General features: G+C 65.0%; 26 protein-coding genes, 1 pseudogene and 1 riboswitch. Of the genes and pseudogenes, 6 read left to right on the forward strand and 21 right to left on the reverse strand.

Going from position 1 to position 22947, the window contains the following annotated elements; all coding sequences use genetic code 11:
* Positions 1-182 precede the first annotated feature (182 nt).
* Positions 183-614, forward strand: a complete 432-nt coding sequence (locus KHP60_RS12910) for a GreA/GreB family elongation factor (RefSeq protein ID WP_213564668.1) — start codon at positions 183-185, stop codon at positions 612-614.
* Between the two features lie 35 nt (positions 615-649).
* On the forward strand, positions 650-1408 hold the full coding sequence (locus KHP60_RS12915) for a uroporphyrinogen-III synthase (protein WP_213564670.1): 759 nt from the start codon (positions 650-652) through the stop codon (positions 1406-1408).
* 257 nt (positions 1409-1665) lie between these two features.
* Here the strand turns inward: KHP60_RS12915 and KHP60_RS25670 are convergent, their stop codons facing one another.
* The gene (locus KHP60_RS25670; RefSeq protein ID WP_311925030.1) at positions 1666-2118 is read right to left on the reverse strand and encodes a GreA/GreB family elongation factor; all 453 of its coding nucleotides are present in this window, start codon (positions 2116-2118) and stop codon (positions 1666-1668) included.
* 1 nt (position 2119) lies between these two features.
* Positions 2120-2566, reverse strand: coding sequence for a GreA/GreB family elongation factor (locus KHP60_RS12925; RefSeq protein WP_213564672.1), 447 nt, complete (start codon positions 2564-2566; stop codon positions 2120-2122).
* A gap of 453 nt (positions 2567-3019) precedes the next feature.
* Between KHP60_RS12925 and KHP60_RS12930 the strand changes: the two genes are divergently transcribed.
* Together KHP60_RS12930 and KHP60_RS12935 are read left to right on the forward strand one after the other, a co-directional pair.
* Positions 3020-4267 (forward strand): Glu/Leu/Phe/Val family dehydrogenase, encoded by a 1248-nt coding sequence (locus tag KHP60_RS12930; RefSeq protein WP_409366282.1) that lies wholly within the window; start codon positions 3020-3022, stop codon positions 4265-4267.
* Positions 4268-4286: 19 nt separating this feature from the next.
* On the forward strand, positions 4287-5111 hold the full coding sequence (locus KHP60_RS12935; RefSeq protein WP_213564676.1) for a pseudouridine synthase: 825 nt from the start codon (positions 4287-4289) through the stop codon (positions 5109-5111).
* On the opposite strand, the gene KHP60_RS12940 is transcribed toward KHP60_RS12935, so the two are convergent.
* The 8 genes and pseudogenes from KHP60_RS12940 to KHP60_RS12975 all read right to left on the reverse strand — a co-directional run bounded on the left by KHP60_RS12940 (position 5074) and on the right by KHP60_RS12975 (position 10522).
* On the reverse strand, positions 5074-5241 hold the full coding sequence (locus KHP60_RS12940; protein WP_213564678.1) for a hypothetical protein: 168 nt from the start codon (positions 5239-5241) through the stop codon (positions 5074-5076). The genes KHP60_RS12935 and KHP60_RS12940 overlap by 38 nt on opposite strands.
* 117 nt (positions 5242-5358) lie before the next feature.
* Positions 5359-5853 carry a DUF488 family protein gene (locus KHP60_RS12945; protein WP_213564680.1) on the reverse strand — a complete coding sequence of 165 codons (495 nt, stop codon included), beginning with the start codon at positions 5851-5853 and terminating at the stop codon, positions 5359-5361.
* 5 nt (positions 5854-5858) lie between these two features.
* Positions 5859-6299 (reverse strand): annotated as a pseudogene (locus tag KHP60_RS12950) (PAS domain-containing protein).
* Between the two features lie 46 nt (positions 6300-6345).
* Positions 6346-7056, reverse strand: a complete 711-nt coding sequence (locus KHP60_RS12955; protein WP_213564681.1) for an RNA polymerase sigma factor — start codon at positions 7054-7056, stop codon at positions 6346-6348.
* Between the two features lie 84 nt (positions 7057-7140).
* Entirely contained in the window at positions 7141-7680 is a 540-nt protein-coding gene (locus KHP60_RS12960; RefSeq protein ID WP_249688736.1) for a hypothetical protein, read from the reverse strand.
* A 1-nt stretch (position 7681) separates the two neighbouring features.
* Entirely contained in the window at positions 7682-9484 is a 1803-nt protein-coding gene (locus KHP60_RS12965) for a family 1 glycosylhydrolase (RefSeq protein ID WP_249688737.1), read from the reverse strand.
* Positions 9485-9575: 91 nt separating this feature from the next.
* Positions 9576-10106 (reverse strand): plastocyanin/azurin family copper-binding protein, encoded by a 531-nt coding sequence (locus KHP60_RS12970; RefSeq protein ID WP_213564684.1) that lies wholly within the window; start codon positions 10104-10106, stop codon positions 9576-9578.
* On the reverse strand, positions 10103-10522 hold the full coding sequence (locus tag KHP60_RS12975; protein ID WP_213564686.1) for a DUF5602 domain-containing protein: 420 nt from the start codon (positions 10520-10522) through the stop codon (positions 10103-10105). The genes KHP60_RS12970 and KHP60_RS12975 overlap by 4 nt, the downstream gene beginning before the upstream one ends.
* 345 nt (positions 10523-10867) lie before the next feature.
* Between KHP60_RS12975 and KHP60_RS12980 the strand changes: the two genes are divergently transcribed.
* Entirely contained in the window at positions 10868-11110 is a 243-nt protein-coding gene (locus tag KHP60_RS12980; RefSeq protein WP_213564688.1) for a helix-turn-helix transcriptional regulator, read from the forward strand.
* Between the two features lie 171 nt (positions 11111-11281).
* Here KHP60_RS12980 and mnhG read toward each other — a convergent pair whose 3' ends face one another.
* From mnhG to KHP60_RS13030, 11 genes are all read right to left on the reverse strand, one after another.
* Positions 11282-11653, reverse strand: coding sequence for a monovalent cation/H(+) antiporter subunit G (mnhG, locus tag KHP60_RS12985; RefSeq protein WP_213564690.1), 372 nt, complete (start codon positions 11651-11653; stop codon positions 11282-11284).
* Positions 11650-11934, reverse strand: coding sequence for a K+/H+ antiporter subunit F (locus tag KHP60_RS12990; protein ID WP_213564692.1), 285 nt, complete (start codon positions 11932-11934; stop codon positions 11650-11652). The genes mnhG and KHP60_RS12990 overlap by 4 nt, the downstream gene beginning before the upstream one ends.
* A complete protein-coding gene (locus tag KHP60_RS12995) occupies positions 11931-12419 on the reverse strand; it encodes a Na+/H+ antiporter subunit E (RefSeq protein ID WP_213564694.1) in 489 nt (162 codons plus the stop codon). The genes KHP60_RS12990 and KHP60_RS12995 overlap by 4 nt, the downstream gene beginning before the upstream one ends.
* Entirely contained in the window at positions 12416-14050 is a 1635-nt protein-coding gene (locus tag KHP60_RS13000; protein ID WP_213564696.1) for a monovalent cation/H+ antiporter subunit D, read from the reverse strand. The genes KHP60_RS12995 and KHP60_RS13000 overlap by 4 nt, the downstream gene beginning before the upstream one ends.
* Positions 14047-14391 (reverse strand): Na+/H+ antiporter subunit C, encoded by a 345-nt coding sequence (locus KHP60_RS13005; RefSeq protein WP_213564713.1) that lies wholly within the window; start codon positions 14389-14391, stop codon positions 14047-14049. Before KHP60_RS13005 ends, KHP60_RS13000 begins: the two co-directional genes overlap by 4 nt.
* Positions 14391-17327: a monovalent cation/H+ antiporter subunit A gene (locus KHP60_RS13010; RefSeq protein WP_213564697.1), complete on the reverse strand. Its 2937-nt coding sequence runs from the start codon at positions 17325-17327 to the stop codon at positions 14391-14393. Before KHP60_RS13010 ends, KHP60_RS13005 begins: the two co-directional genes overlap by 1 nt.
* A 268-nt stretch (positions 17328-17595) precedes the next feature.
* Positions 17596-18318, reverse strand: coding sequence for a L,D-transpeptidase (locus KHP60_RS13015; RefSeq protein ID WP_409366281.1), 723 nt, complete (start codon positions 18316-18318; stop codon positions 17596-17598).
* Positions 18319-18716: 398 nt separating this feature from the next.
* Positions 18717-18805: riboswitch (glycine riboswitch) on the reverse strand.
* A 123-nt stretch (positions 18806-18928) separates the two neighbouring features.
* Positions 18929-19051: a hypothetical protein gene (locus KHP60_RS25495; RefSeq protein ID WP_283770707.1), complete on the reverse strand. Its 123-nt coding sequence runs from the start codon at positions 19049-19051 to the stop codon at positions 18929-18931.
* Positions 19051-20058 (reverse strand): cytochrome d ubiquinol oxidase subunit II, encoded by a 1008-nt coding sequence (cydB, locus tag KHP60_RS13020; RefSeq protein WP_213564698.1) that lies wholly within the window; start codon positions 20056-20058, stop codon positions 19051-19053. The genes KHP60_RS25495 and cydB overlap by 1 nt, the downstream gene beginning before the upstream one ends.
* 3 nt (positions 20059-20061) lie before the next feature.
* Positions 20062-21483 carry a cytochrome ubiquinol oxidase subunit I gene (locus KHP60_RS13025; protein WP_213564699.1) on the reverse strand — a complete coding sequence of 474 codons (1422 nt, stop codon included), beginning with the start codon at positions 21481-21483 and terminating at the stop codon, positions 20062-20064.
* Position 21484: 1 nt separating this feature from the next.
* Positions 21485-22069 (reverse strand): GbsR/MarR family transcriptional regulator, encoded by a 585-nt coding sequence (locus tag KHP60_RS13030; RefSeq protein ID WP_213564700.1) that lies wholly within the window; start codon positions 22067-22069, stop codon positions 21485-21487.
* Between the two features lie 333 nt (positions 22070-22402).
* On the opposite strand from KHP60_RS13030, the gene KHP60_RS13035 reads away from it, so the two are divergent.
* Positions 22403-22947 (forward strand): hypothetical protein (locus tag KHP60_RS13035; RefSeq protein ID WP_213564701.1); only part of this gene is annotated, 545 nt, incomplete at its 3' end.

The raw sequence follows: 22947 nt of genomic DNA on the forward strand, positions 1-22947 counted from the left end.
ACGAACCGTCCCGGTATGAACGCAAAGGCTGGCATGCACCGGTTGGCGCATGGCTTCGAGAGCCCTGTGCATCATGCTGACCGAGCGACAAGACTGCCTATTCTGCCCGCAGACGGTTGCACCATCCCATGACATCCGATGCTGCAACGGATGCCCGATGTGGATTCGCAAAGGAGATTGCCATGAACACTTGCCTGAACCTGCCCCCGATCACGATAGCAAGCTCCGACCATCGCCGCCTGATACGCACGGCCGAGAACCTCGCCGAGCAAGCGCATCCGCTCGCGATGCCCCTGCTGCAGGAGTTGCACCGCGCATCGGTGCGTGAACCGGACGAGCTCCCGGACGACATCGTCACGCTCGACACGTTCGTCACCTATCGGCTCAGTGGTGACGGCCCGTTGGAAAAGCGAGCCTTGATCCATCCGGACGACCGCGTCTGGCCGCCCGCCGAGGTGTCCATTCTCACGCCGGTCGGCCTGTCCCTTCTCGGGCTGCGCGTCGGCGACAGGATGCCGTTGCTCGGCGTGGACGGATCGCCCGACGCGTGCGTCGAGGTCGAGGCCGTCGGCCCAAAGATCGTCGGCGCCTTCAGGCCGGTCCAGATGCAATAGGGGCTGGGGATGCGAGTGTCGAAGGTGATGATCCGATGAGGTTTCTTCTCACGCGCCCGCAGGTGCAGTGCGAGGAGCTCGGAACCGTTCTCAAGTCCAATGGTGTCGAGTGGCTGGGCGAGCCGCTGCTGAGGATTACTCCGGTCCGCTGGGATCCGAACGTCCTGGCCAAGCCGCAGGCGGTTCTGCTCACCTCAGCCAATGGCTCGCGCGAACTGCTCCAGATGCCGGGAGTTCGCCGTGACCTGCGCGTCTTCGCGGTCGGACCGGCCACGGCGGTGGCTCTGCAGGTCGCCGGCTTCTCGAATGTGCAAGCCGCAGGAGGAACGGCCGCGAGTCTTATCGCCCATGTTCGCCGGCATGTCGATCCACACGTCGGGCGGCTGCTCCACCTCAGTGGCCACGACATCTCGGTCGACCTGGCAGCCGGCCTTGCTCCAGCCGGGTTCTCGGTCGACCGGGTGATCGTCTACCGTGCCTGTGCGGTGGAACGGTTGAGTGCACGAGCCCTGCACGAAATGTCCTGGAACCGTATTGACGGAGCGGTGTTTCTGTCCGCGCGAACGGCGGCGATCTTCTGCAGCCTGGTCATCGCGGCCGGCCTCGTGGATGCCTGCGCGCACATGACGGCCGTCGCCATCAGCCGCAACGTGGCGGAGGCGCTTCGGCCGGCAGGCTTCGGCCAGGTGGCGGTCGCCGCGTCACCTTGCATCGACAGCGTGATCGAGACCGTTCTGCGCATGGCAGGATGCCAAGAGCTGACGGCGCATCATGCCGATGCGTTGTTGAGATGAACGCTGCCCGACGGCAGCTGCGAGCAGCATGAACCCTCGGGTATCTACAGCCGACCCATGCGATCATCGGGATGATCCGCCGTTCCTGAGCCAATGACCACTTGGTACACAAAGTAGCACGCTAAGATCAGCACGACGGCAGCAAGCACTTGGCTCGGCAACTCCAATCCTCCTTTCGTGATTCAGTTGAGCGATGCAGAGTCCTCAAGCTTTCCGGGAAGCGCGGGGCTTTCTTCGCACGGATGTGTAGACGTGCCTCATGAGATTTCCCTCCATGGCTCGACGAACCGTCCATGCGGCTGATGGAGGACGTGCAGGAGCGTCAGGCTGCGCCATCCCTGCGGCGTCCGCCATGTAATCGACTGATCCTCCCTGAGGCCGATCAGAGCCGCGCCTTCCGGAGACAGCACGGAGATGCAATCCGCCTGCCCGTCATCCTCATCGGGATAAACCAGCATGGCGCACCGGACATCCCAGGTGACATCATCGCGGAACTCCAGCCTCGAGTGCATCGTGGCCACGAACGGCGGAATGGCACGTGGCGTCAGGATTGTGGCCCGGATCAGCTCGTTGCCAAGCATCTCCGCTGCAGGCCGGTCCCGCCGGCTGCTCAAGCCGAACGATGCGAGAAAGGCGAGACGGTCGTAATCGCCCGCCGAGATCGTTACGGGCGGAAGGCATTCCTGCTTGATCACGATGTCTTCCTTCACCTCAGATCCACGTGATGCTGCCGGGGGTGCGCGTCACCGTCGAACCGTCATCGAGGAAGCGAAGGCCGATGCCTTCCACGTACACCTCGCGGACCCTGCCATCCTCCACGAACGCCATGCGGTCACCGACGCGCAGGCCCAGGAGCGCCGTTCCCAGCGGCGTGGTCACGGAGATCTCCGCACCGGGCCAGATCAGGTCTTCGGGATGGACGAGCAGATGGGCACGCGACTTCACCTCGTTGTCGATGCGATAGATCACGCGGCAATTCGTCGAGACGACATCCTCCGGCAGCGCCGACGGATGGCAAATCTTCGCGCGGCGCAGCTCCTTGAGCAGGAAATCAGGCTTTCTCCGGTTGTGCTTCTGCCGGATCATCGCAGTGAACAGCAGACGGTTGTAGTCGTTGGTTGCGAGGGTGATCGGGGGGAGATCGTACCGCGTGTTCATGAAAGCCTCCTCAGAATGGTCGACTGCCGGACGCGCAAGCGCACGTTCCCGCAGGGAGGACCGACGTGACGGGCCGGCACGCGCATCGACGGCGCATGCGACGGCTCAATGATTGCGTGAGAGAGATCTGATGCCCCGAAGCGCCGGCGACCACAGCGGGTCAAACCGGCTCCTGGGGCTTACCTGCCTGCTTTGAGGCAGCCCGCATGCGCCAGAAGGCGAAGATTTTTCACGAGCTTGATCATGACACTAACAAGATAGCCCTGTTGCCTGCGAATGCAAGGTTGCAGGGGCGTACGCGAAGGGAGTAGGCGGCCGGCAGGAACAGCAAATGGACGCAGCCCTCACCAGGATGTTGCGCTCGGGAACGGAAGCCGCCATTAAGGTTCCCAAACGGCAACCTGCCCCAATTGCAACAACACACAGGAGTGAGATCAATTGCATGCAGCCTCCATGCTGGACCAGGCCCTGACACGCCTCGACGAAGCAGCCCGGCACCTCGACCTCGACGCGGACGTTCTCGAAAAGTTGAAGTACCCGCGTGAGACCACCAAGGTCCGCCTGATGATCCGCATGGACGACGGCTCGCGCAAATCCTTCATGGCCTGGCGCTGCCGCTATGACGACACCCGCGGCCCGACCAAGGGCGGCATCCGCTTCCACCCGGATTCGACCATGGAGGAGGTGGAGACCCTCGCCTTCTGGATGACGTTCAAGTGCGCAGTGATGAACCTGCCGTATGGCGGCGGCAAGGGCGCCGTGCAGGTCGATCCCCACACCCTCTCGAAGGCCGAACTGGAGCGCCTGTCGCGTGCCTACGTCCAGGCCTTCTCCAAGATCATCGGGCCCGACCGGGACATCCCTGCGCCGGACGTCTACACCAACTCCATGATCATGGGCTGGATGGCCGACGAGTACGCCTCCATCGTGGGCGAGGCGACGCCGGCCGTGATCACCGGCAAGCCCATCGCACTTGGCGGATCTCTGGGGCGTGACGATGCGACGGCTCGCGGCGGCTACTATCTCGTCCAGCGCCTGGCCCGGGATCTCGGGCTTGAGCCGGGAGCGCGGGTAGCCATCCAGGGCTTCGGCAACGCAGGCCAGCACATCGCGCGGCTGCTCGGGGCCGAGGGATACACGATCGTGGCGGTCTCCGACTCGAAGGGAGCGATCCACTGCCCGTCGGGTCTCCACATCGGCCAGCTGCTCGCAGCCAAGGGCCAGGGGAGTGTCACGAGCCTTGCCGGGGCTGACGGCGTCTCCGCTCTTCCCGCCGAGGACCTCGTTTCAGTCGATTGCGAACTGCTCGTTCCCGCCGCCCTGGAGGACATGATCCATGAGGGCAATGCTCCCGGGGTCAAGGCTCGTGTCGTTCTCGAACTCGCCAACGGTCCGGTCACGCCCGAAGCCGACGAAATCCTGGCTGCCAAGAACATCGTCGTTCTTCCCGACATCCTGGCGAATGCCGGCGGCGTCACCGTTTCGTACTTCGAGTGGGTGCAGAACCGGCAGGGTTACTACTGGATCGTCGAGGACGTGCATGCGCGACTGAAGAGCATGATAGAGCGGGAGGGGGAAGCCGTCTGGGCGCTGGCCCGGGACAAGGGCATCACCCTGCGCAGCGCCGCCTATGTGCACGCGCTCTCGCGGCTCGCGGGCGCCATCGAGGCGCATGGCACGCAGCAGTTCTTCACCAGCTGACGTCCGGACCAGCACCATCATGAAACCAGTGCCCCGATTGCGGGGCGCGGCTGGAGCACGGCGCCGAAATGGCCCTGTGGTCAGTCTGCCGCGCGCCCTGTCGAAGCTCGGATTCTGCTCCCGCACGCAAGCCGAAGCCCTGATCACGGAGGGGCGCGTGCGCGTCGACGGCCGGGCGATCCGCAACGTGGCGGCCCGTGTCGATCCCGGACGCGCCCGCATCACCGTCGATGATCAGCCGGTCGTGGCCGGGCGCAAGGTCTATCTGATGCTCAACAAGCCGCGTGGCCTGGTCACGACCCGCGACGATCCGCAGGAGCGGGCCACGGTCTACGACTGCTTGGAAGGGCTCGATCTGCCGTTCGTCGCGCCCGTGGGACGACTCGATAAGGCGAGCGAGGGTCTGCTGCTCCTGACCAACGACACGCGCTGGGCGCAGCACGTGCTCGATCCCGCGTCGAACGTCGAGAAGGTCTATCACGTCCAGATCGACCGTCTGCCGGACGAGACAATGCTGGAACGGCTCCAGGCGGGCATGGTGCTCGACGGCGAGCGCCTCGTCGCGCGATCGGCGAGAGTGCTCCGCGCCGGCACGCGCAATGCCTGGCTCGAGGTCGTCCTGAACGAGGGCAGGAACCGCCAGATCCGCCGCTTGCTCGGTGCAGTCGGCGCGGAGGTCCTGCGCCTCGTGCGCGTCGATGTAGGCGGATTGCGGATGGGGGAGCTGCCAAGGGGCGCGGTTCGGCACCTCTCGCCCGCCGAGAAGGGGATGCTGGACGTCCCGGCCCGCGCCTTCTCTACCGCGCTCAGGCCTCGGCCGGCGGGGTCAATCCAAGATCGCTGATCTTGGCCCGGACTTCTGTGATCGAGCGCTTCAGCTTGAGGCTGATCACCGAGGCGGGTGCCCCTTCCCTGACCAGGGAAATCAGCGCTTGGACGGCTTCATAGGACCAGTAGGACGCGGTCGGATTCATGATCTCCTCCAGCTATAGGCCACGTTACCTCAAGAGGTAGGATGGCATGATGGGAAATCCAATGGCTCGAGCTCATCCGGCGGCGGCAGCCGGATTGAGGATCCTGTCTGTGGACGGCTAGGCTTGGGGCGTGAGCGACGCCGGCTCGATCTTGCCGGGTCCGAGGATGTGGAACACGGCGCAGCCTGAGGCGAGCAGGTAGTCGGCGATGATCCGGCGGTGACAGCGCCACCACACCGCCTCGGCGCACATGATGGCCGTGACGTTCGCGCCACCGAGAGTGCGCAACTTCTTGAGGCCCGCGCGGAACGTGTCAGTCAGGGCATAGTCGGCATAGTTCCGAAAGCTGCCATTCTGCCAGTATGTGTTGGGAGAGGGCTCGACCATATGCGGCTTGCCGCGGAGCCCGCCGAGCTCGGCGATGTGCTCATATCTGATTTGGTAGCCGGCGAGGCTCTCGGGCAGAACATCGCGGTTGAACTGCGGGTTCGTCCGGGAGCGCGGAACCGTTCGGACGTCCGCCACAAGTCGGACTTTCGCCTCGCGGAGGAGGTCCACGAATTCCGGAATGGTACGGGTGGAGTGCCCGATGGTGTAGAACGGGTTTGCCATGCCTGTCAGTGAGGACTCGGGGGTGCAGCTGCGTCTGCCAGCTTTTCCCTCAGGCGTCTGATTTCTTCGAAGCGGCTGGTCACGTCCCGCATCACGGCAGCGAGGCCCTGCTTCTGCCCTTGCTCGTCCTTGAGCGGCACGATGGTGAACTCCAGCGAGATCTGGTGTCCATCCTTCCGGATGCCCGGCACCGAGAGGAGGTCGCCTGCGCCGTAATGACTCTCGCCGGTGGCCATAACCCGGTGGAAGCCTTCCCAGTGGCGCGGGCGCAGGCGCTCCGGGATGATGAGGTCCAGCGGCTGCCCCAACGCCTCGTCCGCGCGATGGCCGAAGATCCGCTCTGCGCCGGGGTTTCACAGGCGAATGATCCCATCGCGGTCCGTTGCCACCACGGCGTCGGCCGGGGCCGTAAGGATCGCGTTGGCCACGAGCTGGGTCAGGTCCATTCAGGCCTCTTTTCCGTTCCGCGTCCTATTGGACCGTGGGACATGATCATTCGTCCGGAGGAAGTTCGATTCCAAGTCGGGTCAGCACGGCCTCCGTCATCCGGGCGCAGCGGGCGCCGGCGCACGGAAAGACGTCGCACACGGCCGACGCCAGGGTTCTGTCCAGGGACTGACGCAGAAGACGCCGGGCGCGGTGAAGCCGCGTCTTCACCGTCTCGGTCCTCAATCCCAGATGGGAAGCGGTCTCTTCGACGCTCATTTCCTCGATGTCGCGCAGCATGAAGACCACACGAAAGTGTTCGGGCAACTGGTCCACGGCGTGTTCGAGCAGACGCCGTACCTCGGTCCGGGCGGCGGCGGCTTCCGGGTCGCTGTCCTGGTGGGCCGACGGCAGGTAGATCACGCGGGCCTCTCCTTGGTCGTTGATGGCATCGATGTCCTTCAATCCAACGGTGATGCGCCGCCGTCGGAGTCGGCCCAATGCCTCATTGAGCGCAATGCGCGTGAGCCAGGTCGAGAGTTGCGCTTCGCCACGGAAGCCGTCGAGATGGGTGAAGGCGCGAACGTAGGTCTCCTGAACCACGTCTTCCGCCTCGTCCTCATCGTTGAGGACGCTGCGGGCAACACGGTAGAGCCGACGGTTGTGCCTCTGCATGATGAGCCGCACCGCGGCGCCGTCCCGGTTTCGCGCCCGCTCCACCAGCGCCCCATCATCGAGCCCGTCCAACCCTGTCGCCGCGACCGCTGCCGTTTGCATGGCCAGCTCCTATCTCTGCCTATTAGATGGGGCGTCCGAACAAAGGTTCCCAACCGTGGTCTGGGGATGAGAGGGCAGGGTCTTTCAGCACGGCGGGCGCCCGGATGGCGGGAGCGGCCGAAGCATCTGAGATTGGGCCGCCGCCTCCGGGCCGGTGGACTGGGATGCGAAGCCCGATCGGTTTTCCAGGCTGACGTGGAGATGGCGGTGGATGAGTGGGAACCCCAACCCCAAAGCGAGGCCCCAGAACAATTGGGACAGCAGCAGACCGGTGGCCGGATAGCCCTGGAGGATGGGCTGGTCCGGTAGCCATTGCAGCAGCGGGACCGGCCCGAGCATCCAGAGGACGAAGCCGAACGCCATTCCGAAGAGCCAACCGCCCCGTGGGTCATTGGCCGCCCGTTGGAACAGCCAGCCGTACAGGGCCCCACCAAGGAGCATCAGGCCAGCAAAGGCGAGACCGGCAGCGAACACGGACGTGCCGATTGCCTGGGCAGGAGCGTCAAGCGCTTGGAATCCGACGAGGACCGCCAGGGCCGGAACCGCTGCCAGCACGCCCGCGATAGCGCCTGCGAGACGAGGCCGTTGGGTAGGGCCGGCATCGAGGCCATGGGCTTGGAGCATCCTAAGCATGGATCCGTCTTGCCTCTCGTGCTGAGACCTTCAAGGCTTCTTCAAGCGCCGCCTCGATGGATGGTGCCCCGCTGAGATCTGCTCCGAAGAGGCGCACGAGATGCTGGTAGGCGAGGCCAACCACTCTGGGATCGCGGTTGAGGTCGAACAGGCCGACAGGATTGACGTTGCCGAGCGGCTCCCGCAGCGCGATGTCCCAGTCGACCTGATCGGTCAGCGAATACCAGGTGAAGCCCACGACCGGCACGCCCGTCTGGCGGATCAGTTCCACATTGTGCCACTGCCGCCAGAGCCAGCGCGGCCCATCGCGGGCGTCCATTCGGTTGGTCTCGGTGTGCATCATGGGCCGCCGATAGCGCCGGTAGTACTGGCCGGCGATGGCGTACCACCCGAACAGCTCGCCCAGCGCCTGCGCGTGGCCTGCGCTGTCGATGAGCTTCTCGTTCCACTCGTAGTAGTCGACACCGAGAATCGAGCGGCTGCGCACGTCCTGCTGCATGAACCAGGCATACTCCTCGTCCGGCATGCCATGCCGGTGGAGGTAGGCGCGCATATCCTCGTGCACGGGATGGGCGTAGAGGAGATCCAGCGGCAGGAAGCGCCGCTCGTTCTCGAAAGCCGCGATGCGGCGGATCTCGGGATCGGGACAGCAGGGCTGGTAGAACTCGCTGCTTTCGCTGTTGACGAACACGGCGTCCGGGCGCTCGGCCGCAATCGCCTGCATCATCAGCACATTGGCCTTGGCGAGGTGGCGGACGGCCGCGACGAACGCGCTCTCGTCACGGCACTGCTCGTTCCAGAGACCTTCGAGTGCACTGAGCTTGGCACAGACATACATCTCGTTCACCGGGGTGTAGAGCCGCACCCAAGGATAGCGCCGGGCAAACGCCCGGGCATAGTCGGCGAGCGCTTGCGGCACCTCCGGGTTCTGGAAGTTCTGCAGCCAGTCGGGCAGGCCGAAGTGGCACAGGTCCATGATCGGCACGATCCCGAATCGCTGCATTTCGGCGGTAACCTCATCCAGAAAGGCCCAGTCGTATTGTGCGGGTCCGCGATGGATGAGGTGCAGGGGAGGCCCATAGCGCAGATAGTGCAGGCCGAGGTCGCGCACGAGTTGAAGATCGGTGCGCCAGTGGCGGTAATGGCCGCAGGCCTCCATCTGGTCCATGCGCCACCGCCCTTTCTCAAGGGTGGGATAGCTGCATTCGATGCCAGTGGCGAACATGAACCCGCGATCGGGCGGGGCGGAAGCCGAACCGACGGGGTGACGTGTTCCGATGGATCGGGATCTCAGGCGCGGCGGCCGGTTTGCCCGATAGCCGACAGGCCGCGTGTAGAGCCCGCCCAGCACGGTGCCCCAGATCAGGTGGCCAACGGCAATGGAGAGCGGTTCGTGCGCTCCGTTGCTCAAGCCGAACAGCCCTGAGGAGGACATCTCGCCGCTTTGGACCAGCGGGTGCATGAGGTCGAACTGCGGATGCATGATGAAGATCGCCAACGGCATGGGCACGAAGGCGAACACCATGCCCTGCAGGACCGGGCGCAGCGGCAGGACGGACCAGAAGAAGTAGGCGTAGAAGACGGCCCAGATCGCTCCGACAGGCAGGTGGACTGACATACCGGCCAGCCAGGACGCCCATGGGCTTGCGTCGGGAAGAACCAGGGTTCCAAGCGTCATGACAAGATCGAAGAAGGGTACGCCGGCCCAGATCAGAAGCCGGGCAGCGATTTCCCAGGCAATAGCGCCCGCCATGCCGGCGAGAACCGCCTTCGCGTAGGCAACCGAGCGGATCATGGCGCCCTCGTGTATGTCTGGCAGGGCCTCGATGGTCGGTCATTGGATGGGCGGGAGCCTGGAAGGTTCCCGCCGCTGTCGAGGCCGGCACCTAAGCAGGCCTGACGACGCCGCGGCGCATGATCTCCTCGACGGACGGAAAGGCGCGGAGTGCGATTTCGGGGATGGTCTCTCCGCCCGCCGCTTGCGTCGACAGATCGGCAGCAGAGGATCTGCCCGGTTGACCGACGATGATCCGCCCGACCATGCCCGCATGCTCGTGCGGGATGCAGAAGAAGTCGTACACGCCCTCCACGGTGAGCGTGACCGAGAAGGTCTCGTTCGGCAGCAGGTAGTCCGAATTCCAAGGCTCGGCGCCTGCCGGAATGCGCAAGGGACGCTCGAGATTCTTCGAATGATAGGCCGTCGCCGTATGAGAGTTACCGCGGTCGAGGTTGATCCAGCGGATGGTCTGGCCAGGCTGAATGCGCAGGCCGATCGGATCGAACCAGACATGCGAGCCATCCGCCTTGCCCTGCATCCGGATCTCGACCGCCTCAGCGGCAAGTAAGTGCCGGGGCGATGCGAGACCGGCGAGGAAGCCCCCACCGATCCGCAGGATGTCTCTACGATCGATCGTCACTTCGCCGCCACCCGGGTTTCGTCGGCCTTGGGCACATGCCAAAGGACGACATGCACATGGGGCTTCTCGACGCCTGGGTGCCCGGCGTTGAAATAGACGTCGACATGATCGACCTTGCCGCCGGGCGCGGCGAGATCGTCGAAGCGCTTGTCCTTGTTGGTGAGGTCGTCGATCGGGAGCATGTAGACCGTGCTGACGAGCCGTCCGTCGCGGTCATATGCCAGGAACGGACCGGCCGGCAGGGTCGTGGGATCGACATAGAGCTGACCGAGCCCCGGCAGGAAGTCGGGCAGTTTCACGAGTTCGCTCACCTTCTTGTAGGCCCCTGTCGGCGGGGCCTTTTCGACCTGATCGGCGGCCTGGGCCGGCAGGGCGAAAGCGGACAACAGGGCGAGCGTGGCGACAGCAATCCTCATGGCATCCTCCGTTGGAGCGCAGACCCTGTTTCGAGCCTGTGCGTCCCCATTGGATGAGGGCTGATCCAGAAGGTTCCCGAATTCTGGGCCGGGCGCTTGGCGCAGGTTCACCAATCCATGTGTGGGAAAAGCAGGCCTTGTGCCACTGCTCAACCATCGCGCCTTGATCCACGAGGTAACCTCCCGCTGAGGCCTGGGCGCCACCGTGTTCTGACTGGGTACGACCGATAGGTCCTCATCATGGCACCGGATAGCCGCGTGCATGTCTGCTTGCACCAGTCGCGACATCGCCCTAGGTTCAACCATAATGGGTGACTTGGCGTTGCCCGTGCAAGAGCATCCTGAATGCCGCTATTGTCTCCCGAACAGTGCCGTGCCGCCCGTGGCCTCCTGGACTGGACCCAGGAGGAACTCGCCGAACAGGCGGACGTCTCGCGCAGCACCATTCGCGATTTCGAGAATGGGCGCCATCATCTCCACCCTGCGACGGCGGCACAGGTCGTCGCAGCCTTGGAGCGAGGGGGAGCGCTGCTGATTCCATCCGACGAGGCCGGCCCGGGAGTGCGGCTCCGCAAACCCGTTGGCTAGAGCATCGTGCTGAAAAGTGGACGCGGTTTTCGCTGACGCGGCCCACTGGGTCCGCCCCGAACGATGCGCAGTTCCGATACTCTGGGAGTTAGGTCAGCCAGCCGCGGAGAGCGAAGGCTGAGCCGACCGGCGCCGGGCCCAGCAGCCATTATCGGTACATCGACGGGGTTCCTATGCCGGAGGGATCAGATCCTCCGCCACTTCCGCTGCCGGAACGTCCGTGCTGCCTTCGGTTCGGTCGCGGTAGAGCGCCGCCCGGACGAGCAGCATCAAGGTCACCGGCGTGGTCAGGGTGACGAACACGGCGATCAGGATCTCGTGAACGACCGGCCGCGCCTCGAGCACGCTGAAGCAGAGTACGGATCCGGCCAGGATGCTGACCATACCCAGTGTTGTGCCAAGCGTGGGTGCATGGACGCGCTTGTAGAAGGTGCCGAGCCGCAGGAGCCCGAGCGACCCGATCAGGGTGACGGCCGCCCCGATCAGCACGAAGAGGGCGGTCAGCAGTGCGGCCCAGGCCGGCAGGGTCCCTGCTGCGTTCATTCGATCACCTCCCCGCGCATGAGGAACTTGGCGAGCGCCACGGTCGAGACAAACCCGAGGAGGCCGATCACCAGCGCGGCCTCGAAATACAGCGTGCTGCCCGTGCGAATTCCGAACGTGACCAGCATCAGCATCGCGTTCACGTAGAGCGTATCCAGCCCCAGGATGCGATCCTGCGCCCGTGGACCCGCGACGAGACGGTAGGTGGCGCAGCACATGGCCAGACCAAGCATGACCTGGGCACTGATGATGGCCCATCCGAGGATGGCGAGAGGGCTCATTCGAAGATCTCCATCAGCCGCCGCTCGTAGCGGTCCTTGATCGTCCGGACCCACACCGTCTCGTCGATCAGGTCCAGCACATGCAGCAGCAGGGTTCCCTTGGCGGCATCGTAGCTCACCCAGATCGTACCCGGGGTCGAGGTGATGATCACGGAAAGAACGGCAAGCCCTTGGCGATCACGCAGGTCGAGCGGAATGGTCAGAAAACCTGCATTCACCCCTGGCTCCCGGGAACGCACGATGATCCGGCCCACCGCGAGGTTCGAGCGGAGGATGTCGATCAGCACCATGCCGGCAAGCCGCAGGGCTGCGCCGGGACGGCGGATGCGCGGCTTCTCGGGCCGCAGGGCCGCCATCGCCCAGGAAGCTAGGACGGCGAGCACGCTCCCCAGCACCAGATGGCCGGGCGAGACGCTCTGGTTCAGCAGGAGCCAAAGGGCGAGCAGAGCGGCCGAGAGGAGAGGATAGGGCAGGAACCAGCTCATGGGCTATCCTCCCCGTCGTTCGATCCGGTTCTCGGTGCGGACAGCACGCCCGTGACGTAGCCCTGCGGGGTGCGGAGGGCTTGCATGGTCGCCTCCATGTAGCGCATGGCCGGGCCGCCGCCGACGGTCAGGCCGAGGCAGAGCAGCAGAAGGCACAATACCGGTGCCATCTCGATGACCCGTACCCGGGGAACGCTGTCGTCCAGGCGGGCCCAGAAGCTGCTGATCCCGGACCGGGTCATCGCGATCAGGGTCGCCAGGCCCGACACCGTCAAGAGGCCGATCAGCATCCAGGTCGAGGCCTGGACCGTGGCGCCGTCCGTCTTCAGCATCGCCACCATCATGCCGAACTTGCCGATGAAGCCCGCAAGGGGCGGGAGGCCTGCCAGAAGCAGCGCGCAGGCGACAAAGCTGCCGCCCAGGAGGGCCACCGTGGCCGGAATGGCCACGCCAACTTCCTCGTGCTGGGGGCCATCATCGTCACCCTCGCCATAGGCTTCCATCGTGACGGCCAGCACGTCGGCGCCGGGATCGCGCAGGCGCTCGACCAGTTCGACGAGCAGAAAGAAGGCGGAAATGCCCAAGGTCGAGCTGACGAGATAGAACAGGGCCGAGCCGATGACCGTGCCGCCCCCGGTCCCGATGGCAGCAATCAGCGTGCCGGACGAGATGAGGACGCTGCATCCGGCGAGCCGCGACAGGGACTGCGAGGCCAGAACGCCCACGGTGCCGAACGCGATGGTCAGCATCCCGATGACGAGCAGCCCGTCGCCGCCGAACCCGGCAAGCGGGCCGGCCGCCGGGCCGAACACCAGCATCCACAGGCGCAGGATGACGTACACGCCGAGCTTGCTCATGATCGCGAACATGGCGGCGGCCGGCGCTGAGGCGGCCGCATAGGTCGTCGGGAGCCAGAAGTTGAGCGGCCATGCGCCTGCCTTCATCAGGAACGCGGTGCCAAGGATCGCCGCCGCGGCCGCAACGAGGGTTGCATCCCCCGGCGCAAGGGTCGGGATGCGGTTGGCGAGATCCGCCATGTTGAGCGTGCCGGTGACGCCGTAGGCCAGGCTGGCGCCGATGAGGAAGAGAAACGAGCCCGTCAGGTTGATGGCGATGTAGGCAAGGCCCGCCTTGACCCGACCGATCCCATCCCCGTGCAGAACGAGCCCGTAGGATGCCGCCAGCAGCACCTCGAAGAATACGAAGAGGTTGAAGAGATCCCCGGTCAGGAAGGCGCCGTTGAGGCCCATGAGCTGCAGCTGGAAGATCGTGTGGAACCGCGGCCCCGCGCGATGCCACCGCGCGAGCGAGTACAGCAGCGACGTGATGCCCAGCACGCTCGTCAGCACCAGCATCAGGGCCGAAAGCCGATCCAGCACCAGCACGATCCCGAAGGGCGCGGGCCAGTTCCCGAGTTGATAAACCGACACGGCCGATCCGTCCGGCCCGGCAGGGGGCAGATCGGCCAGGCGCAGCAGCATGATCGACACGGCCAGGAGGCCAAGGGTGGTCGCAACGCCGATCCCGCCCTTGAGGATGCGGTGGCGCTCCTCGAGGAGGAGCATGACGGCTCCGGAGACGAGCGGCAGCAGGATCGGCACGATGATCAGGTGGTCGAGCAGGCCCGTCATTGTCCGTCCTCACGGCCGTCGACGTGGTCGGTTCCCGTCAGGCCGCGCGAGGCCAGCAGGACGACGAGGAACAGGGCGGTCATCGCGAAGCTGATGACGATGGCCGTGAGGACCAGCGCCTGTGGCAGGGGATCGGTGTAGAGCGCTGGGTCGACAGCCTCCGTGTTCTCCAGGACCGGCGGTGCTCCGATCCGCAGCCGGCCCATGCCAAAGATGAACAAGTTCACCGCATACGACAGCAGGGACAGGCCGATAATGACCTGGAACGTGCGGGGACGCAGCAGGAGCCATACGCCCGAGGCGGTGAGGATACCGACCGCCAGCGCGAAGACGAGCTCCATCATGCGTTTTCCTTCGCCACGGCTTGCATCGTGGGGGTGTACGCCCGCCGGGCGGGGCGCGGGTTGCGAATGGACTGGTGTGCGAGCGCGATCAGGATAAGCACCGTCGCCCCAACGACGACGGCAAAGACGCCAAGGTCGAACAGGAGCGCAGTGGCGGCGGGCACCTTGCCGATGGCGGGAACGTCCAGATACTGGAAATAGGACGTCAGGAACGGGTGGCGGAAGAGCCACGCGCCCATTCCGGTGGAGGCCGCGCAGAGCAGGCCGAGGCCCATCCAGAGAATGGGGCGAATCCGCAGCCGCGCCTCGATCCAGCGGGTTCCGCCGGCCATGTATTGCAGGACGAGGGCAATCGACATCGTGACCCCGGCCGCGAAGCCTCCGCCCGGCAGGTCGTGACCGCGCAGGAAGAGGTAGATCGCAACCGTGATGATGACCGGGAACAGCCACTGCATGATCACGGCAGGGATCGTGAGGTAATCGGCGAGGGTATCGCCGACGGCACGGTCCAGGCTGGCCCGGTCATGGGCGTCCTGCACCTGCTGCTGCTCGGGCGCGGCGACGCTCTCGGGTGCGGGGCGGAATCGGCGCAGCAAGGAGAAGACCGTGATGGCCACCACGGCGAGCACCACGATCTCGCCGAAGGTGTCGAAGCCGCGGAAATCGACCAGAAGGACGTTCACGACGTTGCGTCCGCCGCCTTCGGAGTAGGCGTTCTCGATAAAATAACGCGAGATCGTGTCCGGGAGCGGCCGCATGAGCATCGCGTAGACGACCAGAGTCATTCCCGCGCCGGACGCGACAGCCAGCATCAGGTCCCGGACCCGCCGCACCCTTGCCCGCACTCCCATCGTGAGGCCTTCGCCTGCGGTCTCGATCCGCTTCGGCAGCCAGCGCAGGCCGAGAAGGATCAGCACCGTCGTGACGATCTCGACGAGAAGTTGGGTGATGGCGAGATCAGGCGCCGAGAACCAGACGAAGGTGATGCAGGTGACGAGACCAGCCCCACCCATCAGGACCATGGCTGCGAGGCGGTGGTACTTGGCCTGATAGGCCGCGCCGATGGCACACAGGCTGCCAACGATCCAGAGCAGGAGGAACGCGGGGTCGAAGGCTGTGCCTGGACGGGAGCCCGCCTCAAGCCCCTGCCGATAGAGCGGCCAGAGTGGCGCGAGCACCGCGAAGGCCACCAGCAGCCGCAGTTGCGGCTGAAGCCGCTGGGTGCCGAACAGACGCTCCAGGGAACGTGCCCACTTCCATGACAGCGTGACCAGCACCCGCTCGAAGATGCGCTGGCCCTTGAGATGGCGCACCAGGGGAGGGCCGTCGATGCCTTTCTTCAGGTGCCGCTGCAACGCCCAGTACAGCGCAATGCCGCCGATAAGGGCGATCACGCTCATGAGGAGCGGTTCGTTGAAGCCGTGCCAGATCGCGAGGCTGTAGTAGGGCGTGTCCGGCCCCAGAACCGCCCGGACCGCCGTCGACAGGAAGGGCTTGATGGTCATCGCCGGCAGGATGCCGACAAGCAGGCATGCCAGGACGAGGAACTCGATGGGAAACCTCATCCAGTGCGGCGGCTCGTGCGGCGTGCGCGGCAGATCGGTCGCGGGCGGGCCGAAGAACACGCCGTGGATGAACCGGAGCGAGTAGGCGACGCTGAAGGCGCTCGCCAGCATGGCGAAGTACGGCAGGGAATGGTCGAGAAGCGAGTCGATGTGGAAGGCCGCCGCCTCGGCAAAGAACATTTCCTTGGACAGGAAGCCGTTGAGCAGGGGCACGCCGGCCATGGCGGCGGCCGCCACCATGGCCAGGGTCGCGGTGATCGGCATGAACCTGAACAGGCCGCTCAGGCGCCGGATGTCACGGGTGCCGGATTCGTGGTCGATGATGCCAGCGGCCATGAACAGTGACGCCTTGAAGGTCGCATGATTGATCGTGTGGAAGATCGCCGCGACCGCCGCAAGCGGACTGCTGAGCCCGAGCAGGAGCGTGATGAGGCCGAGATGGCTGATGGTGGAATAGGCGAGGAGGCCCTTCAGATCCTGCTGGAAGATGGCCGCATAGGCCCCGAGAAGCAGGGTGCAGAGGCCGGCCGACACCACGATGTAGAACCAGGCTTCCGTGCCGGACAGGACGGGCCAGAGCAGGATGAGCAGGAACACGCCGGCCTTCACCATCGTGGCCGAATGGAGATAGGCCGAGACCGGCGTGGGGGCGGCCATCGCATGCGGGAGCCAGAAGTGGAACGGGAACTGGGCGCTCTTGGTCAAGGCGCCGAGCAGGACCAGGATCAAGGCAGGCAGGTAGAGGCTGCTGCTGCGGACGCGGTTTCCGGAGGCCAGCACATCGTCCAGGTCGTAGCTGCCGACGATGTGCCCGATCAGCAGGACGCCGACCAGCAGGCACAGCCCGCCGGTGGCGGTCACCGTCAGCGCCATGCGCGCCCCGTCGCGGGCGCTGGCATTGTGGTGCCAGTAGCCGATGAGGAGAAAGGAAAACAGGCTGGTCAGCTCCCAGAAGAAGACCAGCTGGATCAGGTTGCCGGACAGAACGATGCCCAGCATCGCGCCCATGAAAGCGAGCAGGAAAGCGAAGAAGCGTGGCACCGGGTCGGCGGGCGACATGTAGTAGCGGGCATAGAGGACCACCAGAAGGCCGATGCCGGTGACCAGCATGGCAAACAGCCAGGTGAAGCCGTCCATCCTCAGGGTGAAGTCCAGGCCGAGGGTCGGCAGCCACTCGACGCTCAGGCGTAGAACGCCGCCACGGCCAACGGCCCGGTACTGGAAGCCAGTCAGAACCATGCAACAGAAGGCGATGGTACCGGCAAGGAAGGCGGCGCCGTTCCTGGCGTTCTGGCGCAGGAAGATGGCAACGAGGCTCCCGATGAAAGGAAGGGCGACGATGGCCAGGAGGGGCATGCCACTGGACATGAGTGAGGCGGTCTCCTTCCGGGGCTGGGGAGCGCGTGCGAAACTCCGAAACTGGGGTAATATCGCCCAATATGGTTGACATAAGAGGCAATACGCAAGGACTTATCCTGAAAAAATTTGCGCCAGGGTTCGGCCTAGACCGATGTGGGCGGCCGTGCGTCCATCGGTCCCTGCCCGAACCGTAAGCGGCCTGGATGCGCGATCTCTGGCACGAGGCCCACACCGCTCCGACCGGTGTGGCGCCCGCCCGCAACGGGGGCTGGATTCCTTAAGTGGACGGCTCCATGCCGGTATCGGCGGTGCGCATGTCCGGGAGGACCACCACCGGGGTTCCGACCGGGACGCGGCTGTACAGGTCGAGAATGTCCGGATTGAGCATGCGGATGCAGCCGCTCGACACCGCCTCGCCGATGGTGTCGGGCTCGGTGGTGCCATGGATCCGGTACAAGGTGTCCCGGCCGTCCTGGAACAGATAGAGCGCTCGCGGCCCAAGGGGATTGCTCGGTCCCGCAGGCATGCCGTTCGCCCAGGGCCGGTTGCGCTTCGGATCCCGCTTGATCATCGCGGCGGTGGGCGTCCAGCGGGGCCACGCCGCCTTGCGGCCCACCTGCGCCCGGCCGGCCCATTTCATGCCCTCGGCGCCCACCCCGATGCCGTAGCGGATGGCGCGGCCGTTCTCCCGCACGAGGTACAGGTGGCGGTTGGCCGTGTCGACCACGATGGTACCGGGCCGCTCCGGGCTGTCGTAGGCGACTTCACGCCTGAGAAACTGCGGATCGACGGTCGAGATGTCGGTGGCCGGAAGCGGGAATTTCTCGTCCGGCTGCGGTCCGTACATGGCGACGTAGGTCGGATGCGGCGCCTTGAGATCGGCGTCCTGAGGCGTCTGCGTCGAGACGCAGCCTGCCAGGGTCAGGGCCAGCAGCGTGATGCTGATCACTGCAAGATGCATGGACGGGTTCTGACGGGAGAGGAGGCGGAAACGGGACATGGGGCAGTTCGCTTTTTGAAGGGAGATGACGGGATGACATCCGCGCGGCCGCACGTGCCCGTTGCGCCGCACGGATCCGTGACGGTTCGCGAGCGCGGATGCGCACAGCCGGAGCGGGTGCCGACCGGAGGGAAGCAGGGGTTCAGTCGGTGACTGTCGGCGCCGGCTTACAGGGCGTGCCGTTGATCGCGCGGCGTGGATGCGGGCCGGGACGACTCGGCGGTTCGCATGAGGATCGTCGGATGGGGAAAGGCATGATCAGGCTCCGGAAAGGCTCCGCGCACGGATTGCGCGCGAGCCCCCTCTGTCATTGGCCTGAGAGCTTCATCGCAGCCGGCTTGAACGGCCGCGACTTACACCTTGGGCGGGAGCGGGACGCTCCGCTTTTCAGAGTGTTTCACCGGTAAGCGGTCCTCGGTGCCTGAGAGTTTCCGGGGCGGTTGCTCCTTCGGCGGCCAGCACGCTGGCTCTCTCCCGCTCATTGCCAAGCTCAATTGATCTTGTTTTGTGTCATAATTGTGTTGAGGGTGCGCGATCCCTCCTGCCGGAGATGCAGGAGCCTACCGACGTCTTGCCGCGATACCGCGCCCGTTAGGAACTTCCCCGATTGTCAGGTCAGCCAGAACCGGATGACAAGGCTGACCGTTCCCGTTGCGCCGACGCCGGCGGCCCAGAGACCGATGAACCACAACCATCGTCTGATGGCGGAGCCCCCTTCGAGATCATCGGTCATCAGTGATACCCCTCGTGCCCGGTCTTGCCACGGAACACCCAATACGAATACCCGGTATAGGCGAGGATGATCGGAATCAGCACGCTCGCGCCGACCAGCATGAACAGCAGGCTGGCATGCGGCGCCGCGGCCTCGTGGATGGTGACGGCGTTCGGCACCACGTGCGGGAACATGCTGACACCCAGGCCCAGCAGGCAGAGGGCGAACAGCGCCAGCGTCAGCAGGAACGGCCAGTACTCCCAGCGGCGCATCAGGCTCACCAGTAGCATCCCGGAGCAGAGGCCCACGAGCAGCGGCACCTGGGCGGTGAACAGCACCTGCGGCCAGGCGAACCAGCGCTCATAATAGGCGCCGCTGAGGAACGGCGTTGCCGCGCTGACGAGACCGATGCAGGCGATCAGCCCGACGGCGAGTTTGCCGGCGAGGCGGAAGCTGTGGTTCTGGACGGCGCCCTCGGTCTTCATCACCAGCCAGGTCGCACCAAGGAGGGCGTAGCCAACCACGAGGCTGACCCCGACCAGCAGGCTGAACGGCGTGAGCCAGTCCCACCAGCCGCCCGCATAGGAGCGTCCCTCGACCACGATGCCCTGGAGCAGGGCACCGAGCGTGATCCCCTGTGCGAGCGTCGCCACGAGCGAGCCCGTGGTGAAGGCAAGATCCCAATAGCGGCGGTGGCCCGGGTCGCGCCAGCGGAACTCGAAGGCGACGCCGCGGAAGATCAGCGCCAGCACCATGGCGATGATCGGCGCGTAGAGGGCCGGCAGGATGATGGCATAGGCCAGCGGAAAAGCGGCCATTAGGCCGCCGCCGCCCAGCACCAGCCAGGTCTCGTTGCCGTCCCAGACCGGCGCGACCGAGTTCATGGCGCTGTCGCGCTCCGGTCCAGGACTGAAGAACGGGAACAGAATGCCGATGCCGAGATCGAAACCGTCCATCACCACATAGGCGAAGACGGCAAACGCGATGATGAAGGCCCAGAGGGTCGGGAGATCAAAAACAGGAATCATGATTCAGGCCTTCGCGCCGAGGGTACGGGCGGGATCGACAGAGGGTGCCGGCGTGATGCCGGCGGTCCGGATCGGCTCGCGCCCGGCCTCGGGCCCGGTCTCACCCGGATGCGGCGGCTTGCCCATGAGCTTGAGGATGTACCCGGTGCCAGCCCCGAAGACGATGAAGTAGACGACGATGAAGGTCAGCAGCGACACGGCCACGGCCGGAGCCTCGAGCGGCGAGGCCGAGGCCGCCGTCCTGAGCAGGCCATAGACCGTGAAGGGCTGCCGCCCGACTTCCGTGGTAACCCAGCCGGCAATGACGGCAATGAAGCCCGAAGGTCCCATCGCGAGCGCCAGCCGGTGCAGCAGGCGCCAGTCATAGAGCGTGCCGCGCCACCGGGCGAGAAGGCTGAGCGCTCCAAGCCCCAGCATTGCGAAGCCCAGGCCCACCATGATGCGGAAGGACCAGAACACCACGGGCACGTGGGGCCAGTTGGCACGGTCGACGGTGTCGAGCCCGTTCAAGGGTGCATTCAGGTCGTGCTTCAGGATGAGCGAGGAGGCCTTCGGGATTTCGATGGCGTGGCGCACCGTGCCAGCCTCCTGATCGGGGATGCCGAACAGGATCAGCGGTGCTCCGTCCGGATGGCTCTTGAAGTGCCCCTCCATGGCCATGACCTTGGCGGGCTGGTGCTCCAGGGTGTTGAGCCCGTGCATGTCGCCGGCCAGGATCTGGAGCGGGGCGACAACGGCGACCATGCCCATGGCCATCGAGAACATCACCCGGGCGCCCTTGTTCGTGCGCTCGCGCAGGAGGTGCCAGGCGCCGACACCGCCCACCACGAGAGCCGTGGTGAGGTAGGCCGCCATCACCGTGTGCACCAGGCGGTAGGGGAAGGACGGGTTGAACACGATGGCCCACCAGTCCTCCGGCACGAACTGCCCGGCCTCGTTGACGCCGTAGCCGACCGGCGTCTGCATCCAGGAATTGGCGGACAGGATCCAGAAGGCCGAGATGAAGGTGCCGATGGCGACCGCCAGCGTGGCGGCGAAATGCAGCCGTCGCCCGACCCGCCCCATGCCGAAGAGCATGATGCCGAGGAAGCCCGCCTCCAGGAAGAACGCGGTCATGACCTCGTAGGCCATGAGTGGGCCGATGATCGGCCCGGCCTTGTCGGAGAACACCGACCAGTTGGTGCCGAACTGGTAGGACATGACGATGCCCGAGACCACGCCCATGGCAAACGCCAGGGCGAAGATCTTGAGCCAGTACTTGAACAGGTTGAGATAGACCTCGCGTCCGGTCCACAGCCACAGCCCTTCGAGCACGGCGAGATAGCTCGCGAGGCCGATCGAGAAAGCCGGGAAGATGAAGTGGAACGAGACCGTGAACGCGAACTGGAAGCGCGCCAGCAGCAGGGCGTCGAACTGGTCGAACATGCTACTTGTCCTTGGCATCGTCGCGGCGGCTCTTCTTCGAACCCGGCACGAGGAAGAGGCGGTCCTTCATCTCCAGGATCTTCTGCACCTTCGCGCCCAGAGTCAGGAGCTGGACGAGGCGCTCCGTGTCGAGCCGCTGCACGTCGGCATACCAACCGGTCAGAAGCTCGAAGAGATCGTGCATCTCGCGCATGCGCTCCTGGGCATGTCGCTCCTCGGCGCTGGCGGGCTCCTGCATGAGCACCTCGCGCAGGAGGGTCATGGTCGGGTCGATCTCCCGCTTCTTGCGCTCCTCGACGAGGGTGCGAACGATCTGCCAGATGTCATCAGGGGTAGCAAAATAGTCGCGCCGGTCGCCTGGCTTGTGCTGGAGCCGCACGAGGTTCCAGGCCTGGAGTTCCTTGAGCCCCATGCTGACATTGGAGCGTGAGACGCCGATCCGCTCGACGATATCCTCGGCGTTCAGCGGCTCCTTCGAGAGGTACAGCAGGGCATAGATCTGGCCGACGGTGCGGTTGATGCCCCAGCGGGAGCCCATTTCGCCGAAATGCAGCACGAAGGTCTGGACGAGGGGAGGGAGGTTCATGATTATTCCGATGTTTCAGAATTTTCTGAAATATCGGATGTGCACTGATCCAAGTCAAGCCAGCGGGGCTGACACACGCCTGCAAGCGGCATGTCGGCCCAGCCAATCCTGCTGCCATCAAGTAACGTCCAAGTTTGAGGTGCGAAACAGCCAAGATTAATCTATGTTAATTAAATTGTCGATTGTGACATCATCTTATCGAGATGGCGAATCCGGCTTCTTGGTGATGTCAAGATACAGTATTGTAGGCTAAATGGGGTACGACTTGGTAGGCCTGGACCTTCCGCCCAGCGTAGCATTTGATGCTATCAAACACCTGGGAGGAAGCATTACATGGTCAATGTTGTCGCGTCGGCGGAGTTTATCGGTTTTGATGGCAGCAGAAGCATCTACCGGGTTGATCTGAGCCAGCTTCCGTCGAGCACCGTTCAGTCCATTGCCCTCCTTGATGACGGCGTGAAATCAGGGGGAAGCGGCGGCGCATCCGGAGCGGACATCGACTTCGTGGCGATTGCGGACGGCTTGTACGCCTCGCCTGCTGACATCCCGTCTTCCGTCACCCACAGCACGCTCAATGCCGATGTCGTCTACAATCCGGGCTTTGTCGCGCAGTGGCTCCAGGGCGACCTGGGGCCGTGGGACACCCCCGGCCTCTTCGGCACTGCAGCTGGCCACGTTTACGACCCGGCGAGAGCCACCCTCGGCACCATGGATGGGGATCTCAATGGGAGCACCGGGACCTTGTCTCTCGGCGAGGGCGGACAGGTCAGCCTGCTGTTCAACGCTCCCATCACGACCGGCGCCAGCGGCTCGGCCAAGCACTACCTGTACTTCGCCGATTTCGGCAGCCGCGGCCAGTACGCCGACACCGTGAAGGT

Source organism: Microvirga sp. 3-52, assembly GCF_018383585.1.
GTDB lineage: Bacteria > Pseudomonadota > Alphaproteobacteria > Rhizobiales > Beijerinckiaceae > Microvirga.

Coding starts and splice junctions, on each gene's coding strand:
- KHP60_RS12910 (WP_213564668.1), top strand. CDS start 183: ATGAACACTTGCCTGAACCTGCCCCCGATCACGATAGCAAGCTCCGAC.
- KHP60_RS12915 (WP_213564670.1), top strand. CDS start 650: ATGAGGTTTCTTCTCACGCGCCCGCAGGTGCAGTGCGAGGAGCTCGGA.
- KHP60_RS12925 (WP_213564672.1), bottom strand. CDS start 2,566: ATGAACACGCGGTACGATCTCCCCCCGATCACCCTCGCAACCAACGAC.
- KHP60_RS12930 (WP_409366282.1), top strand. CDS start 3,020: ATGCTGGACCAGGCCCTGACACGCCTCGACGAAGCAGCCCGGCACCTC.
- KHP60_RS12935 (WP_213564676.1), top strand. CDS start 4,287: ATGAAACCAGTGCCCCGATTGCGGGGCGCGGCTGGAGCACGGCGCCGA.
- KHP60_RS12940 (WP_213564678.1), bottom strand. CDS start 5,241: ATGAATCCGACCGCGTCCTACTGGTCCTATGAAGCCGTCCAAGCGCTG.
- KHP60_RS12945 (WP_213564680.1), bottom strand. CDS start 5,853: ATGGCAAACCCGTTCTACACCATCGGGCACTCCACCCGTACCATTCCG.
- KHP60_RS12955 (WP_213564681.1), bottom strand. CDS start 7,056: ATGCAAACGGCAGCGGTCGCGGCGACAGGGTTGGACGGGCTCGATGAT.
- KHP60_RS12960 (WP_249688736.1), bottom strand. CDS start 7,680: ATGCTCCAAGCCCATGGCCTCGATGCCGGCCCTACCCAACGGCCTCGT.
- KHP60_RS12965 (WP_249688737.1), bottom strand. CDS start 9,484: ATGATCCGCTCGGTTGCCTACGCGAAGGCGGTTCTCGCCGGCATGGCG.
- KHP60_RS12975 (WP_213564686.1), bottom strand. CDS start 10,522: ATGAGGATTGCTGTCGCCACGCTCGCCCTGTTGTCCGCTTTCGCCCTG.
- KHP60_RS12980 (WP_213564688.1), top strand. CDS start 10,868: ATGCCGCTATTGTCTCCCGAACAGTGCCGTGCCGCCCGTGGCCTCCTG.
- mnhG (WP_213564690.1), bottom strand. CDS start 11,653: ATGAACGCAGCAGGGACCCTGCCGGCCTGGGCCGCACTGCTGACCGCC.
- KHP60_RS12990 (WP_213564692.1), bottom strand. CDS start 11,934: ATGAGCCCTCTCGCCATCCTCGGATGGGCCATCATCAGTGCCCAGGTC.
- KHP60_RS12995 (WP_213564694.1), bottom strand. CDS start 12,419: ATGAGCTGGTTCCTGCCCTATCCTCTCCTCTCGGCCGCTCTGCTCGCC.
- KHP60_RS13000 (WP_213564696.1), bottom strand. CDS start 14,050: ATGACGGGCCTGCTCGACCACCTGATCATCGTGCCGATCCTGCTGCCG.
- KHP60_RS13005 (WP_213564713.1), bottom strand. CDS start 14,391: ATGGAGCTCGTCTTCGCGCTGGCGGTCGGTATCCTCACCGCCTCGGGC.
- KHP60_RS13010 (WP_213564697.1), bottom strand. CDS start 17,327: ATGTCCAGTGGCATGCCCCTCCTGGCCATCGTCGCCCTTCCTTTCATC.
- KHP60_RS13015 (WP_409366281.1), bottom strand. CDS start 18,318: ATGTCCCGTTTCCGCCTCCTCTCCCGTCAGAACCCGTCCATGCATCTT.
- KHP60_RS25495 (WP_283770707.1), bottom strand. CDS start 19,051: ATGACCGATGATCTCGAAGGGGGCTCCGCCATCAGACGATGGTTGTGG.
- cydB (WP_213564698.1), bottom strand. CDS start 20,058: ATGATTCCTGTTTTTGATCTCCCGACCCTCTGGGCCTTCATCATCGCG.
- KHP60_RS13025 (WP_213564699.1), bottom strand. CDS start 21,483: ATGTTCGACCAGTTCGACGCCCTGCTGCTGGCGCGCTTCCAGTTCGCG.
- KHP60_RS13030 (WP_213564700.1), bottom strand. CDS start 22,069: ATGAACCTCCCTCCCCTCGTCCAGACCTTCGTGCTGCATTTCGGCGAA.